This window comes from Micromonospora sp. NPDC048999 (assembly GCF_040649295.1).
Lineage (GTDB): Bacteria > Actinomycetota > Actinomycetes > Mycobacteriales > Micromonosporaceae > Micromonospora.
Genome location: NZ_JBEZFI010000003.1, coordinates 93,976 through 108,269, shown reverse-complemented (window position 1 = coordinate 108,269; position 14,294 = coordinate 93,976). Strand labels below are relative to the sequence as shown.

Here is a 14,294-nt window from a genome sequence, read left to right as displayed (position 1 = left end):
TCGCGGGTCCCCGGTGTGGGATCAGTTCAAAGCCACGTCCGGCGGGAAGTGGGCGACCGCTGCCAGCATCCCACCCTGCCGGCGCAGCACCATCGGCCAGAGATCGTCCGGCCGGTCGACGAAGGCGTCCCCGGGCAGGGCGTCCAGGACGAACCAGGACCCCTCATCGATCTCGTGCTCCAGTTGCCCGGCGCCCCAGCCGGAGTAGCCGGCGAAGACCCGGATCCCGCCAATCGCGTCCCGCAGCCGCTCGGGGTCGACCGAGAGGTCGATGGTGCCCACCGCGCCGGTGACCCGGTGGAAGCCTTTCACCGGCTTGACCGGGTGGCGCATCCGGGCCAGGCAGATGGCCGAGTCGGGCTGCACGGGGCCGCCCTCGAAGAGCACCGCGGGGTCTCGGGCCAGGTCGCTCCAGTCGCCCAGGACGTCGGCGACCGGCACCTCGGTAGGCCGGTTCAACACCACGCCGAGCGCACCGCCGGGCTCGTGCGCTACCAGCAGCACGACCGTACGGTCGAAGTTCGGGTCCTTCAACGCCGGAGTCGCCACCAGCAGCCGCCCGGTCATCGACTCCATGGCTCGGCCACCGACCGTCTGTCCGTCACTCTGCATGTCCGACACCCGTCAACCACACGCCGGTGTTGCCGATCCGACGCCGTCGACCAGCCACGCTGTCAACGCCATGTCACGCACGATAGCTTGCAGCCGCCCCGGTGACTAAGGTCTGACCCACGGATGATCGCGACGGATCGAGGGAGGACCGGAAATGGGTCCCACGGCCGAACTGGCGGTGATCGGCGGGTCGGGCCTTTACGCCCTGCTCGACGGCGCCACCGAGCATGTGTTGGACACGCCGTACGGGCCGCCGTCGGACGCGGTCACCATCGCCGAGGTGGGCGGCCGGCGGGTGGCGTTCCTGCCCCGGCACGGACGCGACCACCGCCACCCGCCGCACCTGATCCCGTACCGGGCGAACCTGTGGGCGCTGCGGTCGCTCGGCGTACGCCAGGTGCTCGCACCCTGCGCGGTGGGCGGGCTGCGGCCGGAGCTGGGCCCGGGCACGTTCGTGGTGCCGGACCAGCTCATCGACCGCACCAGCGGGCGCACCCAGACCTACTACGACCAGGGCGCGGTGCACGCACCGTTCGCCGACCCGTACTGCCCGGTCGGGCGGCGGACGCTGCTCGACGCGGCGGCCGGGCGTGCCGTGCCGGCGGTGGACGGCGGGACGGTGGTGGTGGTCGAGGGGCCCCGCTTCTCCACCCGGGCCGAGTCGCGCTGGTTCGCCTCGATCGGCGGCACGGTGGTCAACATGACAGGCCACCCGGAGGCGGTGCTCGCCCGCGAGCTGGCTCTCTGCTACACCTCGATCGCGCTGGTCACCGACCTGGACGCGGGGGTCGAGGCCGGCGAGACGGTCACCCAGGAGGAGGTCTTCCGGGTCTTCGCGGAGAACACCGACCGGCTACGCGAGGTGCTGCTGGACGCGATCGCCGCGCTGCCCGCCGAGCGGGACTGCCCGTGTGGGCACGCGCTCGACGGGATCAAGCTGCCCTTCCAGTTGCCCTGACCGCCCCGCCGCCGCGAAGCCCAGGAAGCACCCGAAAAGTCGGCTGATGCCCGATAGATTCGGCTGATGGCGACGGTCCGTGACACGACGTACGACCTGCTCCGCGGCCTGGGCCTGACCACCGTCTTCGGTAACCCCGGCTCCACCGAGGAACCCTTCCTGCGGGACTTCCCGGCCGACTTCCGCTACGTGCACGCGTTGCAGGAGGCGTCGGCGATGAGCATGGCCGACGGGTACGCCCAGGCCACCGGGTGCCCCGCGCACGTCAACCTGCACACCGCGCCGGGCACCGGCAACGGGATGGGCAACCTGGTCACCGCCTGGCACAACAAGACCCCGCTGATCGTCACCGCCGGCCAGCAGACCCGGCAGATGCTGTTGATCGAGCCCCGACTGGCCAGCCGCCGGGCGGCCGAGCTGGCCCAGCCGTACGTCAAGTGGGCCCACGAGCCGGCCCGCGCGCAGGACATCCCGGCGGCCTTCATGCGGGCGTACGCCACGGCGGTGCAGCCCCCGGCCGGGCCGGTCTTCCTCTCCCTGCCGATGGACGACTGGGACCAGCCCGCCGACCCTCCCCCACACGTGCGCACGGTGGCCACCCGGTTCGCCCCCGACCCGGACCGGCTACGCGGCTTCGCCGCCACCCTCGCGGCCAGCCGCGCCCCGGTGCTGGTGCTCGGCGCGGCGGTGGACCGGGCCGACGCCTGGCCGGCGGCCGTGGCGCTGGCCGAGCGGCTGGCCGCCCCGGTCTGGGCCGCGCCGGCGCCGGAACGGGCCGTCTTCCCCGAGGACCATCCGCAGTTCCGGGGCGTCCTGCCGTACGCGATCGGCCCGCTCGCCGAGGCGCTGCGCGGCCACGACACCGTGCTGGTGGTCGGCGCCCCGGTGTTCCGCTACTACCCGCACGTGCCGGGCGACTACCTGCCGGCCGAGGCGCGGCTGCTGCACGTCACCGACGACCCGGACGAGGCGGCCCGCGCCCCGGTTGGGGAGAGCCTGCTCGGCGACGCCGGGCTGGCGCTGACCGGCCTGCTGGAGCTGGTGCCGTCGGCTGACCGGCCGGCCCCGTCCGCCCACGCCGTTCCGGAGCCCTCCGCAACGACCAGCCCGCCCACCGCCGATGCTCTCTTCGCCGAGCTGGCCCGGCACTGGCCGGCCGACGGGGTGCTGGTGCAGGAGTCACCGTCCAACCTGGCCGCACTGCGCCGCCGGCTGCGGATCAGCCGGCCCCGCTCGTACTTCACGATGGCCAGCGGCGGCCTCGGCTTCGGCCTGCCGGCGGCGGTCGGGATCGCCCTGGCCGAGCGGGACACCGGGCGCGGCCGGCCGGTGGTGGCGGTGATCGGCGACGGCTCGTTCCACTACTCGGTGCAGGCGCTGTGGACCGGCGCGCAGCTGCGCCTGCCGCTCGCCGTCGTGGTCCCGGTCAATCAGCAGTACGCGATCCTCAAGGCGTTCGCCGAGCTGAAGCACACGCCGGGGGTGCCCGCGCTGGACCTGCCCGGCTTGGACGTGACCGCGATCGCCCGTGGCTACGGCTGCGCGGCGGAGGTGGTGGAGTCGCTGGACGGCCTCGGTGCCGCGCTCGACACCGCGCTGACCGCCGACCGGCCGACCGTGCTGCCGGTGTCGATCAGCACCGAGGTGCCGCGCATCCTTTGAGGGCTTCGGGTCAGTTCTCCCCGCCCAGGTCGGCCTGATACGCCTCCCACAGCAGGTCGGCGCCGTGCTGGCGGTGCCGGTCGAGGGCGCTCAGCAGGCGCCCGACCCGCTCCCTCAGCTCCTCGGCCGACACGCCGGGCAGGGCGGCCGCCCGTTGCAGAGCGACGATCGCCGCGGCGATGGCGGCGTGCTCGCCGGTCAGCAGTCGCACACCGCGATCCAGCCGGGGCGCCTCGTGCAGCAGGGCGGCGTAGAGGCCGGCGGGGCCCTCGGTGACCCGGACCTGTTCGGCGAAGCCCTGCCGGACCGGGCCGAGGTGACGGATCAGCCGCTCCCGCCAGCTCGGTTCCCCGGTCGACGTGGCGAGCGCCCGGGCGAGGGCGTGCACGTCGCCGGTAACCATGGGCACCTCCCGCACTGCTGCGCTAACCGCGATGGTGAACCCGTACGGCCGGGCTGTCCAGGCCCCACCGACGCCTCATTCGCCCCAGCTGTCCCGGGCGGCGCAGCAGCCTCTACCGACCCAGCGGATCGTCCGCCATGATGCGCAACCGGCCGGCGAGGGCGTGCGCGTCGGCGTCCCGGCCGCTGTTCGGCCGGCCCGTGGTCATCGCGTCGGCGAGCGCCCGCAGCTCGTACGGCGGCAGCGCGGCCAGCCCCATGCCCTGCAACGGGATGGTCACCTGACGGCCGGTGTCCCGGTCGCGGGCGACCACCGTCGGCACCCGCACCACCGCGTCCCCGCCGGCCCGGTAGGCGACCGCCCCGCCCTGGACTTCGGCGGTGGCCAGGTCGACGGTGCGGGTGCCGAGCGCGCCGCGTACGGAGGCCCGGGTCCCCTCCAGCCAGGCTGCGGTGCGCAGCACCCGCAGCAGCAGATAGAGCCCGAGCAGGACGAACGGAAGGCCGCACAGCCCGACGAGCCGGAACGGCTCCGGCACGGCCGTGTCGTGCAGACCCGACGGCAGCATGCCGGGCGGCAGGTCCCGCGCCTCCTCGTACGACGGGAACGGGTCGCCGTAGCCGGTCAGCCTGGCCAGCAGGCGATCGGCGATCATCGGCAGGAGCACGAAGACCGCACCGAACGCGGTGAACACGACACCCCCGACCACGGCGAAGGCGCGCTGGCCCGGCCCGGCGCCCACGGACAGCGTGATCCTCTCGTTCGTCACACGCGGCAGCGTAGACCGGGGTTGGTCAGACATGAAGAAAGGCCCTGAGAGTGTCGGAACACTCTCAGGGCCTCGATCGGTGGAGGTGCCGGGAATCGAACCCGGGTCCTTCGCCGCCTTGCCAGGGCTTCTCCGAGCGCAGCTCGCTGTGCCTCTACTCGGCCCCTCCGATCACGCGAGCGAGTCGGTGTGACGGGCCCAGTCGCTGATTGATCTCGCCGCACGGACCCCGCGACCGGGTCCGGTTGGCCAGCCTTCTAGCTGATGCCGGCTAACTGGGTCGAAGGCGCTCCCAGGCCGACAGACTCACTACTCGCCTCAGGCGGCGAGAGCGAAGTCAGCGCGATTGTTCTTGGCGCTTATTGGTTTCCGACGAACGATTCTCGAGACGACGTCGGCTTCCTCGGCTCGCTTCCCCTGCCGCAACGTACGAAGTCGAAACCAGTCACCCCCTCGACGGCTGCCCCTGTCGGCAGCTCCACCAAGCCTAACGCCTGGCGCAACCGGATTCATCCCGAGGTCGGCCAGCGACCAACACTCGGACAAACCGGTCATTTCAGTCGTCCATGCCCTTGCCTCGCCGGCCCGCCACGCGGGCGATCTCCCGATCGGCGTCCCGCTTGGCCAGGTCCTGGCGCTTGTCGTACGACTTCTTACCCCGGGCCAGGCCGATCTCCACCTTCGCCCAGCCGTCGGAGAAGTAGATCTGCAACGGCACCATGGTGAGACCGCTCTCCCGGGTCTTGCCGATCAGCCGGTCGATCTCCAGGCGCTTGAGCAGCAGCTTCCGAGTACGCCGGGGCTCATGGTTGGTCCAGGTGCCCTGCGTGTACTCCGGGATGTGCATGCCGTGCAGGTAGAGCTCGCCGTCGCGTTCCTGGGCGAACGCGTCGACCAGTGACGCCCGCCCGGCCCGCAACGACTTGACCTCGGTGCCGGTCAGCGACATGCCCGCCTCGTACGTGTCGAGGATGGCGTAGTCGTGGCGCGCCTTCTTGTTGGAGGCGACCACCTTGCGCCCCTTCTCCCGTGGCATCGGCGCCACCTCCTTCCGCTCCGTCCGCGACCACCGGCCACGCATGCTACCCGAATGACAAGGGCCCTCCCGCGTGGTTTATTCCGACGCGGGAGGGCCCCTGGGAGAGCTGTCGCGGTAACTAGACCCGCAGGTAGAAGCGGAGCGTGACCCAGGCGGTGGCGGCGCTGATCAGGCCACCGACGCCGGCCATGAGCGGGAACGTCAGGAAGATGTCGGACCAGGAGACCGGCGTGATCAGACCCTCCAGGGCTGCCAGCGACCCGCGAGCCGCCACCATCTTCAAGGCCACCATCGCGACCATACTGAGGATCGAGCCGATCAGGCCGGCGACCACCGCCTCCAGCACGAACGGGGCCTGGATGAACCAGTTGGAGGCACCGACCAGCTTCATGACCGCCACCTCGCGGCGCTTGCTGTACGCGGCCACCTGAATGGTGTTCGCGACCAGCAGCAGCGCGGCGATCGCCATCCAGACCGCGATGGCCAGCGCGAAGTTCTGAACCCCGGTGAGGACGCCGAAGACCTTGTCGAGCAACTTGCTCTGGTCGACGATCTCCTCGACCCCCTCGGAGTCCTTGTACTGGTCATAGATGTCCTTGTACTGCTCCGGGTTGTTCAGCTTGAGCCGGAAGGACTCGGGCAGCTGGTCCGGCTTGACGGCGTTCACCAGGTCGGGAGCGTCCGCGTACATCTTCTGGAAGCGCTTGTACGCCTCCTCCTTGTCGACGTACGTGACCTCCTTGACCAGGGCGTCGCTGTGCAGCTTGGTGTCCAGGTCGGTGCGCTGCTCCGCGGTGACGTCGGTCTTGAGGAAGATCGAGACCTCGACGTTCTCGTAGTAGAGGTCCTTCATGTCCCCGACCTTCTGGTAAAGAAGGCCGCCGCCGCCCAGCATGAACAGCGATACCGCCATCGTGATGATCATCGCGATGGACATCGTCACGTTGCGCCACAGCCCGACCAGTACCTCGGACAGGACATATTTCATCCGCATCGGGAAATTCCTCCGGCTCTCCGGCGTGAGGTGTTCGTCGTCAGGATCTACGGATCGTCAGCGCGGACGGCTCAGCCGTAGACGCCACGAGCCTGGTCGCGCACGATACGACCGCTCTCGATCTCGACGACCCGGCGGCGCATCTGGTTCACGATGTTGGAGTCGTGCGTGACCATCACGACGGTTGTGCCGGTGCGGTTGATCCGGTCCAGCAGGCGCATGATTTCGATCGACGTGTCCGGGTCCAGGTTTCCGGTGGGCTCGTCCGCCAACAGGATCAGCGGCCGGTTCACGAACGCCCGGGCCACCGCCACCCGCTGCTGCTCACCACCGGAGAGCTCGTGGGGGTAACGGTGTTCCTTCCCGCCGAGGCCGACCAGCTCCAGCACCTCCGGCACGACCCGGCGGGCGACCGCCTTGGTCTTGCCGATCACCTCAAGGGCGAACGCCACGTTCTCGTAGGCGGTGCGGTTGGGCAGGAGGCGGAAGTCCTGGAAGACACAGCCGATGGAACGCCGGAAGTGGGGTCGCTTCCAGGACCGCATCGACGTGACGTCCTTGCCGTTGACGACGACCCGCCCCTTGTTGGGCGCGACCTCGTGCAGCAGCAGCTTGATGATCGTGGACTTGCCGGAGCCGGATGGACCGATGAAGAAGACGAACTCGCCCTTCTCGATCGAGACGGACACGTTGTCGAGCGAAGGCCGGGACGCCTTCGGGTACGTCTTCGTCACTTGCTCAAGCTGAATCACGGGTCGAGAGTCTACGCGGTGTAACCGGGGAGCCAAGCCCCCCGCCCCGGCGATGCGAGGCGCGTCATCGATTCAGCCGCTCGGGCAGAGATCGATGACGCGCTGCGTCGGAGATCTGTCACGCACCGTCAGCGGTGAGCTGCCGCTGCTTGCGCCAGCGGATACCGGCCTCGATGAAGCTGTCCAGCTCACCGTCGAAGACCGCGGACGGATTGCCCGTCTCCTGCTCGGTACGCAGATCCTTCACCATCTGATACGGGTGAAGGACGTACGAGCGCATCTGGTCGCCCCACGATCCGGCGGCCTCGGTCTTCAGGCCCTGGAGCTTGGCCTGCTCCTCCTGGCGCTTGCGCTCCAGCAGCCGGGCCTGGAGCACCCGCAGCGCGGAGGCCTTGTTCTGCAGCTGCGACTTCTCGTTCTGGCAGGTGACCACGATGCCGGTCGGGATGTGGGTGATCCGCACCGCCGAGTCGGTGGTGTTGACGCTCTGCCCACCCGGGCCCGAGGAACGGTAGACGTCGATCCGCATCTCGTTCTCGGGGATGTCGATGTGGTCCGTCTGCTCGACGACCGGCAGCACCTCCACACCGGCGAAGCTGGTCTGCCGGCGCCCCTGGTTGTCGAACGGGCTGATCCGCACCAGCCGGTGGGTGCCGGACTCGACGCTGAGCGTGCCGTACGCGTAGGGCACCTTGACCGTGAAGGTCGCCGACTTGAGGCCCGCCTCCTCGGCGTACGAGGTCTCGTAGACCTCGGTCGGGTAGCCGTGCCGCTCGGCCCAACGCAGGTACATCCGCAGCAGCATCTCGGCGAAGTCCGCCGCGTCCACGCCACCGGCGCCGGCCCGGATCGCGACCAGCGCCTCCCGGGAGTCGTACTCGCCGGAGAGCAGGGTGCGGACCTCCATCTCCTGGATGGCCTTGGCCAGCCCGGCGAGCTCCGACTCGACCTCGGCGAGCGTGCCGGGATCGGCCTCGGCCTCGGCGAGCTCCAACAGCACCCCGGCGTCGTCGAGCCGGGAGCGCAGCTCGGAGAGCTTGGTGATCTCGCCGTTGACGTACGACAGCTGCGACGTCACCACCTGCGCCTTGGCCTGGTCGTCCCAGAGGTCGGGCGCGGAGGCCTCCTGCTCCAGGCGGGCCTTCTGCTCGCGCAGCTTGTCGAGGTCGAGGACGGCCTCGATGTTGCGCAGGGTGGCGTCGAGGTCCTTGAGCTGTTCGGCGTAATCGGCAGCGGTCACGACAGACAAGCCTACTGCGCGGGAGAGGAGTGAGCTTGCGAGCCCCGCGGTCACCGGCGAAAAGTCAGCGCGGTGCCAGCGGGCGGCTGCTCCGCCGCAGCGGCCCGATCCGCCCGTGGATCACTCGGCGACCGGCGCGGTCTTGAGCCAGGACAGGGCGGCCCGGTGATAGGCGACCGCGAACTCCAGCGCGCCGGCGTCGTAGTTGGCGCCTTCCTTCTTGGCGTTCTTGACCTGCTCACGCGCCGCCGCGAGGGCCTCGGTGTGGTATTCGTTCGCCGTGGAGTACAGGTTCTTCAGCTGGCTCGCCGAGTGCAGGCCGCCGAAGGCGATCCGCAGCGCGACCGGGTTACGGATCGTGTCCTTGCCGGGGTTTTCGGCCAGCCAGCGGGAGAATGTCCGTTTTCCGACAGCCGTGATCGCGTACGGCTGACTCATCCGCGGCCCGGGCTTGCCGAGCCGCACCAGGCCCTTCTCCGCCAGCACCGGCAGCTCCCGATAGACCTGACTGCGCGTCATCGACCAGTACGGCGCCAGCCGGCGCTCGGCGGCGGCCATGAGCTGGCCGCCTGTCATGGGACCCTCGTGCAGCAGACCCAGCAGGGCCGCCGCCGTCGGGTTGACTCCGGTTTCCGCCATGCCCTCTAAGCTGCCACTTTGCCCGACCCTGCGTCCAGGATTTGCCGTTTTCGCCACCCGATGAGTCGTCCGATGTGCACTGTCGGCCGACGACAGTCCGCCGCCTACCGGGACCCGCCCGTCCGGATGTGAGGAGGGGCCCCTTGTTGACAAGGGGCCCCTCCTCACACGTCAGCCCATGTGCGGGTAGGTGTGATCGGTCGGCGGGACGAAGGTCTCCTTGATCGTCCGCGGCGACATCCAGCGGATCAGGTTGTGCCAGGAGCCCGCCTTGTCGTTGGTGCCGCTGGCCCGGGCCCCACCGAACGGCTGCTGCCCGACCACCGCGCCGGTCGGCTTGTCGTTGATGTAGAAGTTGCCGGCCGCGTACCGCATCTTCTCGGCCACCTGGTCGACCACCCGGCGGTCGTTCGCGAAGATCGACCCGGTCAGCGCGTACGGCGCGATCGACTCGGCCTGCGCGACCACCTCGTCGAAGCGGGCGTCGTCGAAGACGTGCACGCCGAGGATCGGCCCGAAGTACTCCGTGGTGAAGGTCTCGTGCGCCGGGTCGGAGCACTCGAACAGGGTCGGCCGGACGAAGTAGCCGACCGAGTCGTCGGCAGTGCCGCCCGCCAGGATCCGGCAGCTGTCGTCACCGTTGATCAGCTCCAGCGCGGCGGTGTGCCGGCTGAACGCCTTGTCGTCGATCACCGCGCCGCCGAAGTTGCGGAAGTCGGTGACGTCGCCGTAGGTCAGCGAGTCGGCGGTGGCGGCCAGCCGGTCCCGCAGCCCACCCTCCCAGATCGACCGCGGGACGTACGCCCGGGACGCGGCCGAGCACTTCTGCCCCTGGTACTCGTACGCGCCCCGGAGAAGGGCGGTGTGCAGCGCGTCCACGTCGGCGCTGGTGTGCGCGACCACGAAGTCCTTGCCACCGGTCTCGCCGACCAGGCGCGGGTAGCCCCGGTAGCCAGCGATGTTCTCGCCGACGGTCCGCCACAGGTGCTGGAACACCTTGGTCGACCCGGTGAAGTGGATGCCGGCCAGGTCCGGGTCGGCGAGCACCACGTCGGAGACCTCCTCGCCGCGCCCGGTGACCATGTTGATCACACCGGGCGGCAGGCCGGCCGCCTCGAACAGCCGCATGGTGAAGTGCGCGGCGAACTGCTGGGTCGGGCCCGGCTTCCACACCACGGTGTTGCCGAGCAGGGCCGGCGCCGAGGGCAGGTTGCCCGCGATCGCGGTGAAGTTGAACGGGGTGATCGCGTAGACGAACCCTTCGAGGGGGCGGTGGTCGAAGCGGTTCCACACGCCCGGCGAGGACATCGGCTGCTCGGCCAGCAGCTTGCGGGCGAAGTACACGTTGAACCGCAGGAAGTCGATGAACTCGCAGGCCGAGTCGATCTCGGCCTGGACGGCCGTCTTGGACTGGCCGAGCATCGTGGCCGCGTTGAGGGTGTCCCGCCAGGGACCGGCGAGCAGGTCGGCGGCGCGCAGGAAGATCGCGGCGCGCTCCTCGAACGGCAGCGCCCGCCACATCGGGGCGGCGTCCTTGGCGGCCTTGACCGCCGCGCGGGCGTCGTCGTGGGTGGCGTGCCCGGTGACGCCGAGCACGTGCGCGTGCTTGTGCGGCTGGACCACGTTGATCGACGCGCCGCCGGCCATCCGCTGCTCGCCGGCGATGGTCATCGGCAGCTCGATCTGCGCGGCGGCCAGCTCGGTCAGCCGCCGCTGGAGCCGCTCCCGGTCGGCGCTGCCGGGCTCATAGTTGTGGACCGGCTCGTTGCGCGGCTCGGGTACGGAGAACACGGCGTCCATCACAGGCTCCTGTGCGATCTCGACGGCGATGGCGAAACCGGACCCGCAGGCACCGACTGGACGGCCGGATGCCCGGGCACCGCGCGGCGGACCGGTCGCGGCGGCGGGACCTGGGCCGATTCTTTCATGCGGTGCCCCCGGCCCACCCTCGCCGCCCCTCGTCCGGCCCGCCTCGGCACGGCAGGTCGCGAAAAGATCGGACACACGGGCAGACATCGGACCGCAGGCCGAAACGGGCTTCGATCCGACGAACCATCAGCCAGATCCTCCGCTGGCCTGCGATCCGTCGGCAGGCTCGTCGACCTCCGGCCCTGTCGGCCGCTGCCGGGGGCCGTCGGGGCGCCGCCGGGCGCTGTCGGCCGCCGCCGGGCACGCCGGGCCCGCGAGGCGGGTTCGCAAGGGTTTCCGGGGGCGACGCGTACGCTGGATGACCGTGACCTGCCCGGCCCGTCGCGGCCGATCCGGCGTCCGTCGAAGGGAAGAGGATGAGCAAGCAGCCCGGCAGTTCCACGGCCGCGGAGCCGGACCAGCCCGAGGCCGCCCCCGAGGTGTCGGAGCAGCCGGCCCCGGTCGACGAGGCCACCGCGACGCCGGGCCGACCGGCGTACGCTCCCGGCGCGATGGTGCTGGCACTGTTGGCGATCGGCTGGCTCGCCGCGATGCTCTGGTCCACCCGCGCGGCGATCGACAGCGCCGCGGCCGGCGTCACCGCGATCAGTCTCTCCGCGTACGCGCTGCCCGGCGTCATCACCGCCGCGCTGATCGCCGGGGCCGCGGTCGCCCTGGCGGCGACCAACCCGCTCCGCCGGGTCACCCTGCGCTTCCTCGCCGCCGTCGGCACCGGCCTGCTGGTCGGGATCGCCGCCGCGGTGGCGATCAACCTGACGTACGCCGACAACGCGACCACCAACACCATCGCCGGCACCACCGCGGCGGCGGCGATCATCGGCGGCGCGATGGCCGGCGCCCGCAACGCCCGGGTGGTCGGCGCCCTGGCCACGGCCGCGCTCGCCGCCCAGGTCTTCGTGGTGCTGTTCAGCCGCGCCCGGGACCCGCTGTCCGACCTGTTCGGGGCCGGGGAGACCCAGCAGTCGATCCTCGACGCCGCGAAGTGGGTGTCCCGCACCGAGTCGCTGCTCGTCGGGCTGATCGCGGGCCTGCTGGCCTTCGGCTACCTGACCTGGGCCCGCCGCCGCGCCGCGCGCCGCAGCGGGTCGTTGTCGCAGCAACTGCGCTGGCCGGCGTACCTGGTCGCCGGGGCCGGGCCGGGCCTGCTCCTGCTGCTCACCGAGGTGATCATCCGAATCGGCGGGCGCGACCTGCTGAACCTGGCCGCCGCCCTCAGCGAGGCCGACCAGGTGGCGCAGACCTCCCTCGGCACCTCCCGCGTCGACAACGGCATCTGGGTGCTCTTCGTCGGGGCGCTCACCGCGCTCGTGGCGTTCGGCCGCACCCTCGGCCCGCGTGCCGTCGCGGACGAGCCTGCCGAGGACGAGCCCGCCGAGGAATTGGCCGCCTGACCCGCCGTCGGGCGGTCAGGAGACCTCGCGCAGCAGCAGGTCCAGCTCGGTCACGTCGTACCACTCCAGCTCGTGGTCCTCGGCACCGTCGACGGTGAACTGGGCGTCCGGATCGCCGGCCCGGGCGTCGGCGGCCACCTCAGCGGCGGCTACCACATCGCCGACCGCCTCCGCACCGTCGACGTGGATCGCCGCGACCGCGGCCACCGGCACCGGCCCGGCCAACCGGACGACGCTGGAACCGAGCTCGCCGTCGACCCGGCCGACGGACCGCGCCGGCAGGTCCGCCGAGACGACCGCCCGCCGCCGGGGCGCGGCCGGATCGGCCCGCAGCAACAGCAGCGCGTCCTGGGCGGCCCGGGTGAAGGCGACGTACTCCAGCTCCTCCTCGTCGCCCTCGGCGTACCACTCGCGCAGCTCCGGGGTAACCGCGTGCGCCTCGTCGACCGCCAGCCCCTGCTCGCGCAGCCGCGCCAGCATCGGGGTGGTCGCCGGCACGTACACCCGGACAAGCTCGTCGGCCACCGGTCTCTCCCCTGCTCAGGCCCGGCCGGCGGATGCCGGCTCCGGGCGCGATCATGCCGTACGCCGTGACCGTCATACACCTCGCACCCGCCGGGGAGAAGTTTCCCACCGGTGTGTCCCGCCGTGGATCGCCGCGACGGTGGCTGGGGCGGAGCGGCTCCAGATGGCAAACTGAGGCAAACGAAGCCGACCCGGGGAGTCACCGTGGAGCCGAGGTTCCTGCTGCTGTCCGACGTGGCCGCCGAGCTCAACGTCTCGGACTCGCAGGTGTACCACATGGTGCGCAGCGGTGAGCTGCCCGCGATCAAGATCGGCGGCCGCGGGCAGTGGCGGGTCGAACGCGCCCGGCTGGAGGAGTACATCCAGCGCAAGTACGCGGAGACCGCCGAGTGGGTACGCGGCAACCCACTCACCGAACGCGACGCGGAGTGACCGCGAGATGGCGTTACGCCATTGACGACCGACGCTGCCCTGCCCGAGAATGAGGCCCTGTCGGAGGCAAACAAAGGCAAACGTAACGAACAGGGGTTAAGGATGGTCGACAGCCGCCGCCCGCTGGCACCGCGTCCCCCGGTCCGGCTTCGCCCCGCCCCGCCGATCGACCCGCCCTGCGTCGACGAGGGCTCACCCTGGGGTGACATCGACCAGCTCGACCTGTTCGGCTCCCGCCGCCGCGATCCCGGCCGGCCCGCCGGCCGACCCGTGGACGTCCGGCCGGCACCGGCCGGCCCGGGGCGGCGTACCGGTGGCCCACCAGCGGCCGCCCTGGCCACCGCCACCCCCGAGGCGACCCGCGCCGCCCACCGGTTCGTCCGTACCTTCCTGGAGATCGTCAACGGCTACCGGCCGCCCGGCCAGCTCCGGCCGCTCTGCCTGCCCGACGCCGCGGCCCAGGTGACCACCGAACTGGCCCGGGCGGCCCGCCGGGTCGTCCCGGCGCGCCGGGTCGTCCCGGCGCGCCGCCGCACCGCCCGACCGGCGCTTCAGCTCCGCCGGCTGCGGGTCTGCGAGCCCCTCGCCGGCGCGGTCGAGGCCGCCGCCGTGCTCGCCGGCGCTGCCGGTACGAGCTGGGCCATCGCCCTGCGCCTGGAACACCGCCGCGGCAGCTGGCTCTGCACCGTCCTCGACGTCCTCTGACCCCCGCCCAACTCCTGCCGCGCCGCCCCACCCGACCGCCTGCCGCCAGCCGCTGGCCGCGCAACTTCAGAGAAACTGCTGCCTCGGGTCCTCGGGGAGCGACAACTTCGGGAAACTGCTGCCTCGCGTCGCCGGGGAGCGACAACTTCGGGGAAACTGCTGCCTCGCTGCCGACGGCGACGCTTAAGGGACGTAGATGCGGGCGGGCCCCGGCCGTGGTCGGCCGGGGCCCGGTGTCGCGCTG

15 protein-coding genes and 1 other RNA gene are annotated in these 14,294 nt (G+C 71.4%); 5 read left to right on the top strand and 11 right to left on the bottom strand.

Features of this window, described 5'->3' with window-relative positions; translation table 11 throughout:
* Nucleotides 1-21: 21 nt before the first annotated feature.
* The gene (locus AB0C02_RS06980) at nucleotides 22-612 is read right to left on the bottom strand and encodes a YqgE/AlgH family protein (protein ID WP_357542024.1); all 591 of its coding nucleotides are present in this window, start codon (nucleotides 610-612) and stop codon (nucleotides 22-24) included.
* Nucleotides 613-766: 154 nt separating this feature from the next.
* On the opposite strand from AB0C02_RS06980, the gene AB0C02_RS06975 reads away from it, so the two are divergent.
* Complete coding sequence (locus AB0C02_RS06975) at nucleotides 767-1,570, top strand: S-methyl-5'-thioadenosine phosphorylase (protein ID WP_357542022.1); 804 nt, start codon at nucleotides 767-769, stop codon at nucleotides 1,568-1,570.
* A 66-nt stretch (nucleotides 1,571-1,636) separates the two neighbouring features.
* Entirely contained in the window at nucleotides 1,637-3,232 is a 1,596-nt protein-coding gene (gene mdlC / locus AB0C02_RS06970) for a benzoylformate decarboxylase (RefSeq protein WP_357542020.1), read from the top strand.
* 10 nt (nucleotides 3,233-3,242) lie between these two features.
* Here the strand turns inward: mdlC and AB0C02_RS06965 are convergent, their stop codons facing one another.
* The 9 genes from AB0C02_RS06965 to pruA all read right to left on the bottom strand — a co-directional run bounded on the left by AB0C02_RS06965 (nucleotide 3,243) and on the right by pruA (nucleotide 10,868).
* Nucleotides 3,243-3,635, bottom strand: a complete 393-nt coding sequence (locus AB0C02_RS06965; protein WP_357542018.1) for a hypothetical protein — start codon at nucleotides 3,633-3,635, stop codon at nucleotides 3,243-3,245.
* Nucleotides 3,636-3,747: 112 nt separating this feature from the next.
* Complete coding sequence (locus AB0C02_RS06960; protein ID WP_357542016.1) at nucleotides 3,748-4,404, bottom strand: hypothetical protein; 657 nt, start codon at nucleotides 4,402-4,404, stop codon at nucleotides 3,748-3,750.
* Nucleotides 4,405-4,481: 77 nt separating this feature from the next.
* Nucleotides 4,482-4,857: a transfer-messenger RNA gene (gene ssrA / locus AB0C02_RS06955) on the bottom strand.
* A gap of 103 nt (nucleotides 4,858-4,960) precedes the next feature.
* Nucleotides 4,961-5,440, bottom strand: a complete 480-nt coding sequence (smpB, locus tag AB0C02_RS06950; protein WP_357542014.1) for an SsrA-binding protein SmpB — start codon at nucleotides 5,438-5,440, stop codon at nucleotides 4,961-4,963.
* 121 nt (nucleotides 5,441-5,561) lie between these two features.
* A complete protein-coding gene (gene ftsX, locus AB0C02_RS06945; RefSeq protein ID WP_357542012.1) occupies nucleotides 5,562-6,437 on the bottom strand; it encodes a permease-like cell division protein FtsX in 876 nt (291 codons plus the stop codon).
* Nucleotides 6,438-6,508: 71 nt separating this feature from the next.
* A complete protein-coding gene (gene ftsE / locus AB0C02_RS06940) occupies nucleotides 6,509-7,189 on the bottom strand; it encodes a cell division ATP-binding protein FtsE (RefSeq protein ID WP_357542010.1) in 681 nt (226 codons plus the stop codon).
* Between the two features lie 118 nt (nucleotides 7,190-7,307).
* Nucleotides 7,308-8,429, bottom strand: coding sequence for a peptide chain release factor 2 (gene prfB, locus AB0C02_RS06935; protein ID WP_357542008.1), 1,122 nt, complete (start codon nucleotides 8,427-8,429; stop codon nucleotides 7,308-7,310).
* Nucleotides 8,430-8,549: 120 nt separating this feature from the next.
* The gene (locus AB0C02_RS06930) at nucleotides 8,550-9,068 is read right to left on the bottom strand and encodes a PadR family transcriptional regulator (RefSeq protein WP_357542006.1); all 519 of its coding nucleotides are present in this window, start codon (nucleotides 9,066-9,068) and stop codon (nucleotides 8,550-8,552) included.
* 171 nt (nucleotides 9,069-9,239) lie between these two features.
* Entirely contained in the window at nucleotides 9,240-10,868 is a 1,629-nt protein-coding gene (gene pruA, locus AB0C02_RS06925; RefSeq protein WP_357542004.1) for an L-glutamate gamma-semialdehyde dehydrogenase, read from the bottom strand.
* A gap of 485 nt (nucleotides 10,869-11,353) precedes the next feature.
* Between pruA and AB0C02_RS06920 the strand changes: the two genes are divergently transcribed.
* Nucleotides 11,354-12,388, top strand: coding sequence for a hypothetical protein (locus tag AB0C02_RS06920; protein WP_357542002.1), 1,035 nt, complete (start codon nucleotides 11,354-11,356; stop codon nucleotides 12,386-12,388).
* Nucleotides 12,389-12,403: 15 nt separating this feature from the next.
* Here the strand turns inward: AB0C02_RS06920 and AB0C02_RS06915 are convergent, their stop codons facing one another.
* Nucleotides 12,404-12,913: a hypothetical protein gene (locus AB0C02_RS06915; RefSeq protein ID WP_357542000.1), complete on the bottom strand. Its 510-nt coding sequence runs from the start codon at nucleotides 12,911-12,913 to the stop codon at nucleotides 12,404-12,406.
* A 204-nt stretch (nucleotides 12,914-13,117) separates the two neighbouring features.
* Between AB0C02_RS06915 and AB0C02_RS06910 the strand changes: the two genes are divergently transcribed.
* Both AB0C02_RS06910 and AB0C02_RS06905 read left to right on the top strand, forming a co-directional pair.
* Nucleotides 13,118-13,345 (top strand): helix-turn-helix domain-containing protein, encoded by a 228-nt coding sequence (locus AB0C02_RS06910; RefSeq protein ID WP_357541998.1) that lies wholly within the window; start codon nucleotides 13,118-13,120, stop codon nucleotides 13,343-13,345.
* Between the two features lie 102 nt (nucleotides 13,346-13,447).
* Entirely contained in the window at nucleotides 13,448-14,050 is a 603-nt protein-coding gene (locus AB0C02_RS06905) for an Rv3235 family protein (protein ID WP_357541996.1), read from the top strand.
* Nucleotides 14,051-14,294: the final 244 nt, after the last annotated feature.

What these genes read in the sequence shown, in the direction of transcription:
- AB0C02_RS06980 (WP_357542024.1), bottom strand. Translation starts at nt 612, where the DNA reads ATGCAGAGTGACGGACAGACGGTCGGTGGCCGAGCCATGGAGTCGATG.
- AB0C02_RS06920 (WP_357542002.1), top strand. Translation starts at nt 11,354, where the DNA reads ATGAGCAAGCAGCCCGGCAGTTCCACGGCCGCGGAGCCGGACCAGCCC.
- ftsX (WP_357542012.1), bottom strand. Translation starts at nt 6,437, where the DNA reads ATGCGGATGAAATATGTCCTGTCCGAGGTACTGGTCGGGCTGTGGCGC.
- AB0C02_RS06975 (WP_357542022.1), top strand. Translation starts at nt 767, where the DNA reads ATGGGTCCCACGGCCGAACTGGCGGTGATCGGCGGGTCGGGCCTTTAC.
- mdlC (WP_357542020.1), top strand. Translation starts at nt 1,637, where the DNA reads ATGGCGACGGTCCGTGACACGACGTACGACCTGCTCCGCGGCCTGGGC.
- AB0C02_RS06905 (WP_357541996.1), top strand. Translation starts at nt 13,448, where the DNA reads ATGGTCGACAGCCGCCGCCCGCTGGCACCGCGTCCCCCGGTCCGGCTT.
- AB0C02_RS06965 (WP_357542018.1), bottom strand. Translation starts at nt 3,635, where the DNA reads ATGGTTACCGGCGACGTGCACGCCCTCGCCCGGGCGCTCGCCACGTCG.
- AB0C02_RS06930 (WP_357542006.1), bottom strand. Translation starts at nt 9,068, where the DNA reads ATGGCGGAAACCGGAGTCAACCCGACGGCGGCGGCCCTGCTGGGTCTG.
- smpB (WP_357542014.1), bottom strand. Translation starts at nt 5,440, where the DNA reads ATGCCACGGGAGAAGGGGCGCAAGGTGGTCGCCTCCAACAAGAAGGCG.
- pruA (WP_357542004.1), bottom strand. Translation starts at nt 10,868, where the DNA reads ATGGACGCCGTGTTCTCCGTACCCGAGCCGCGCAACGAGCCGGTCCAC.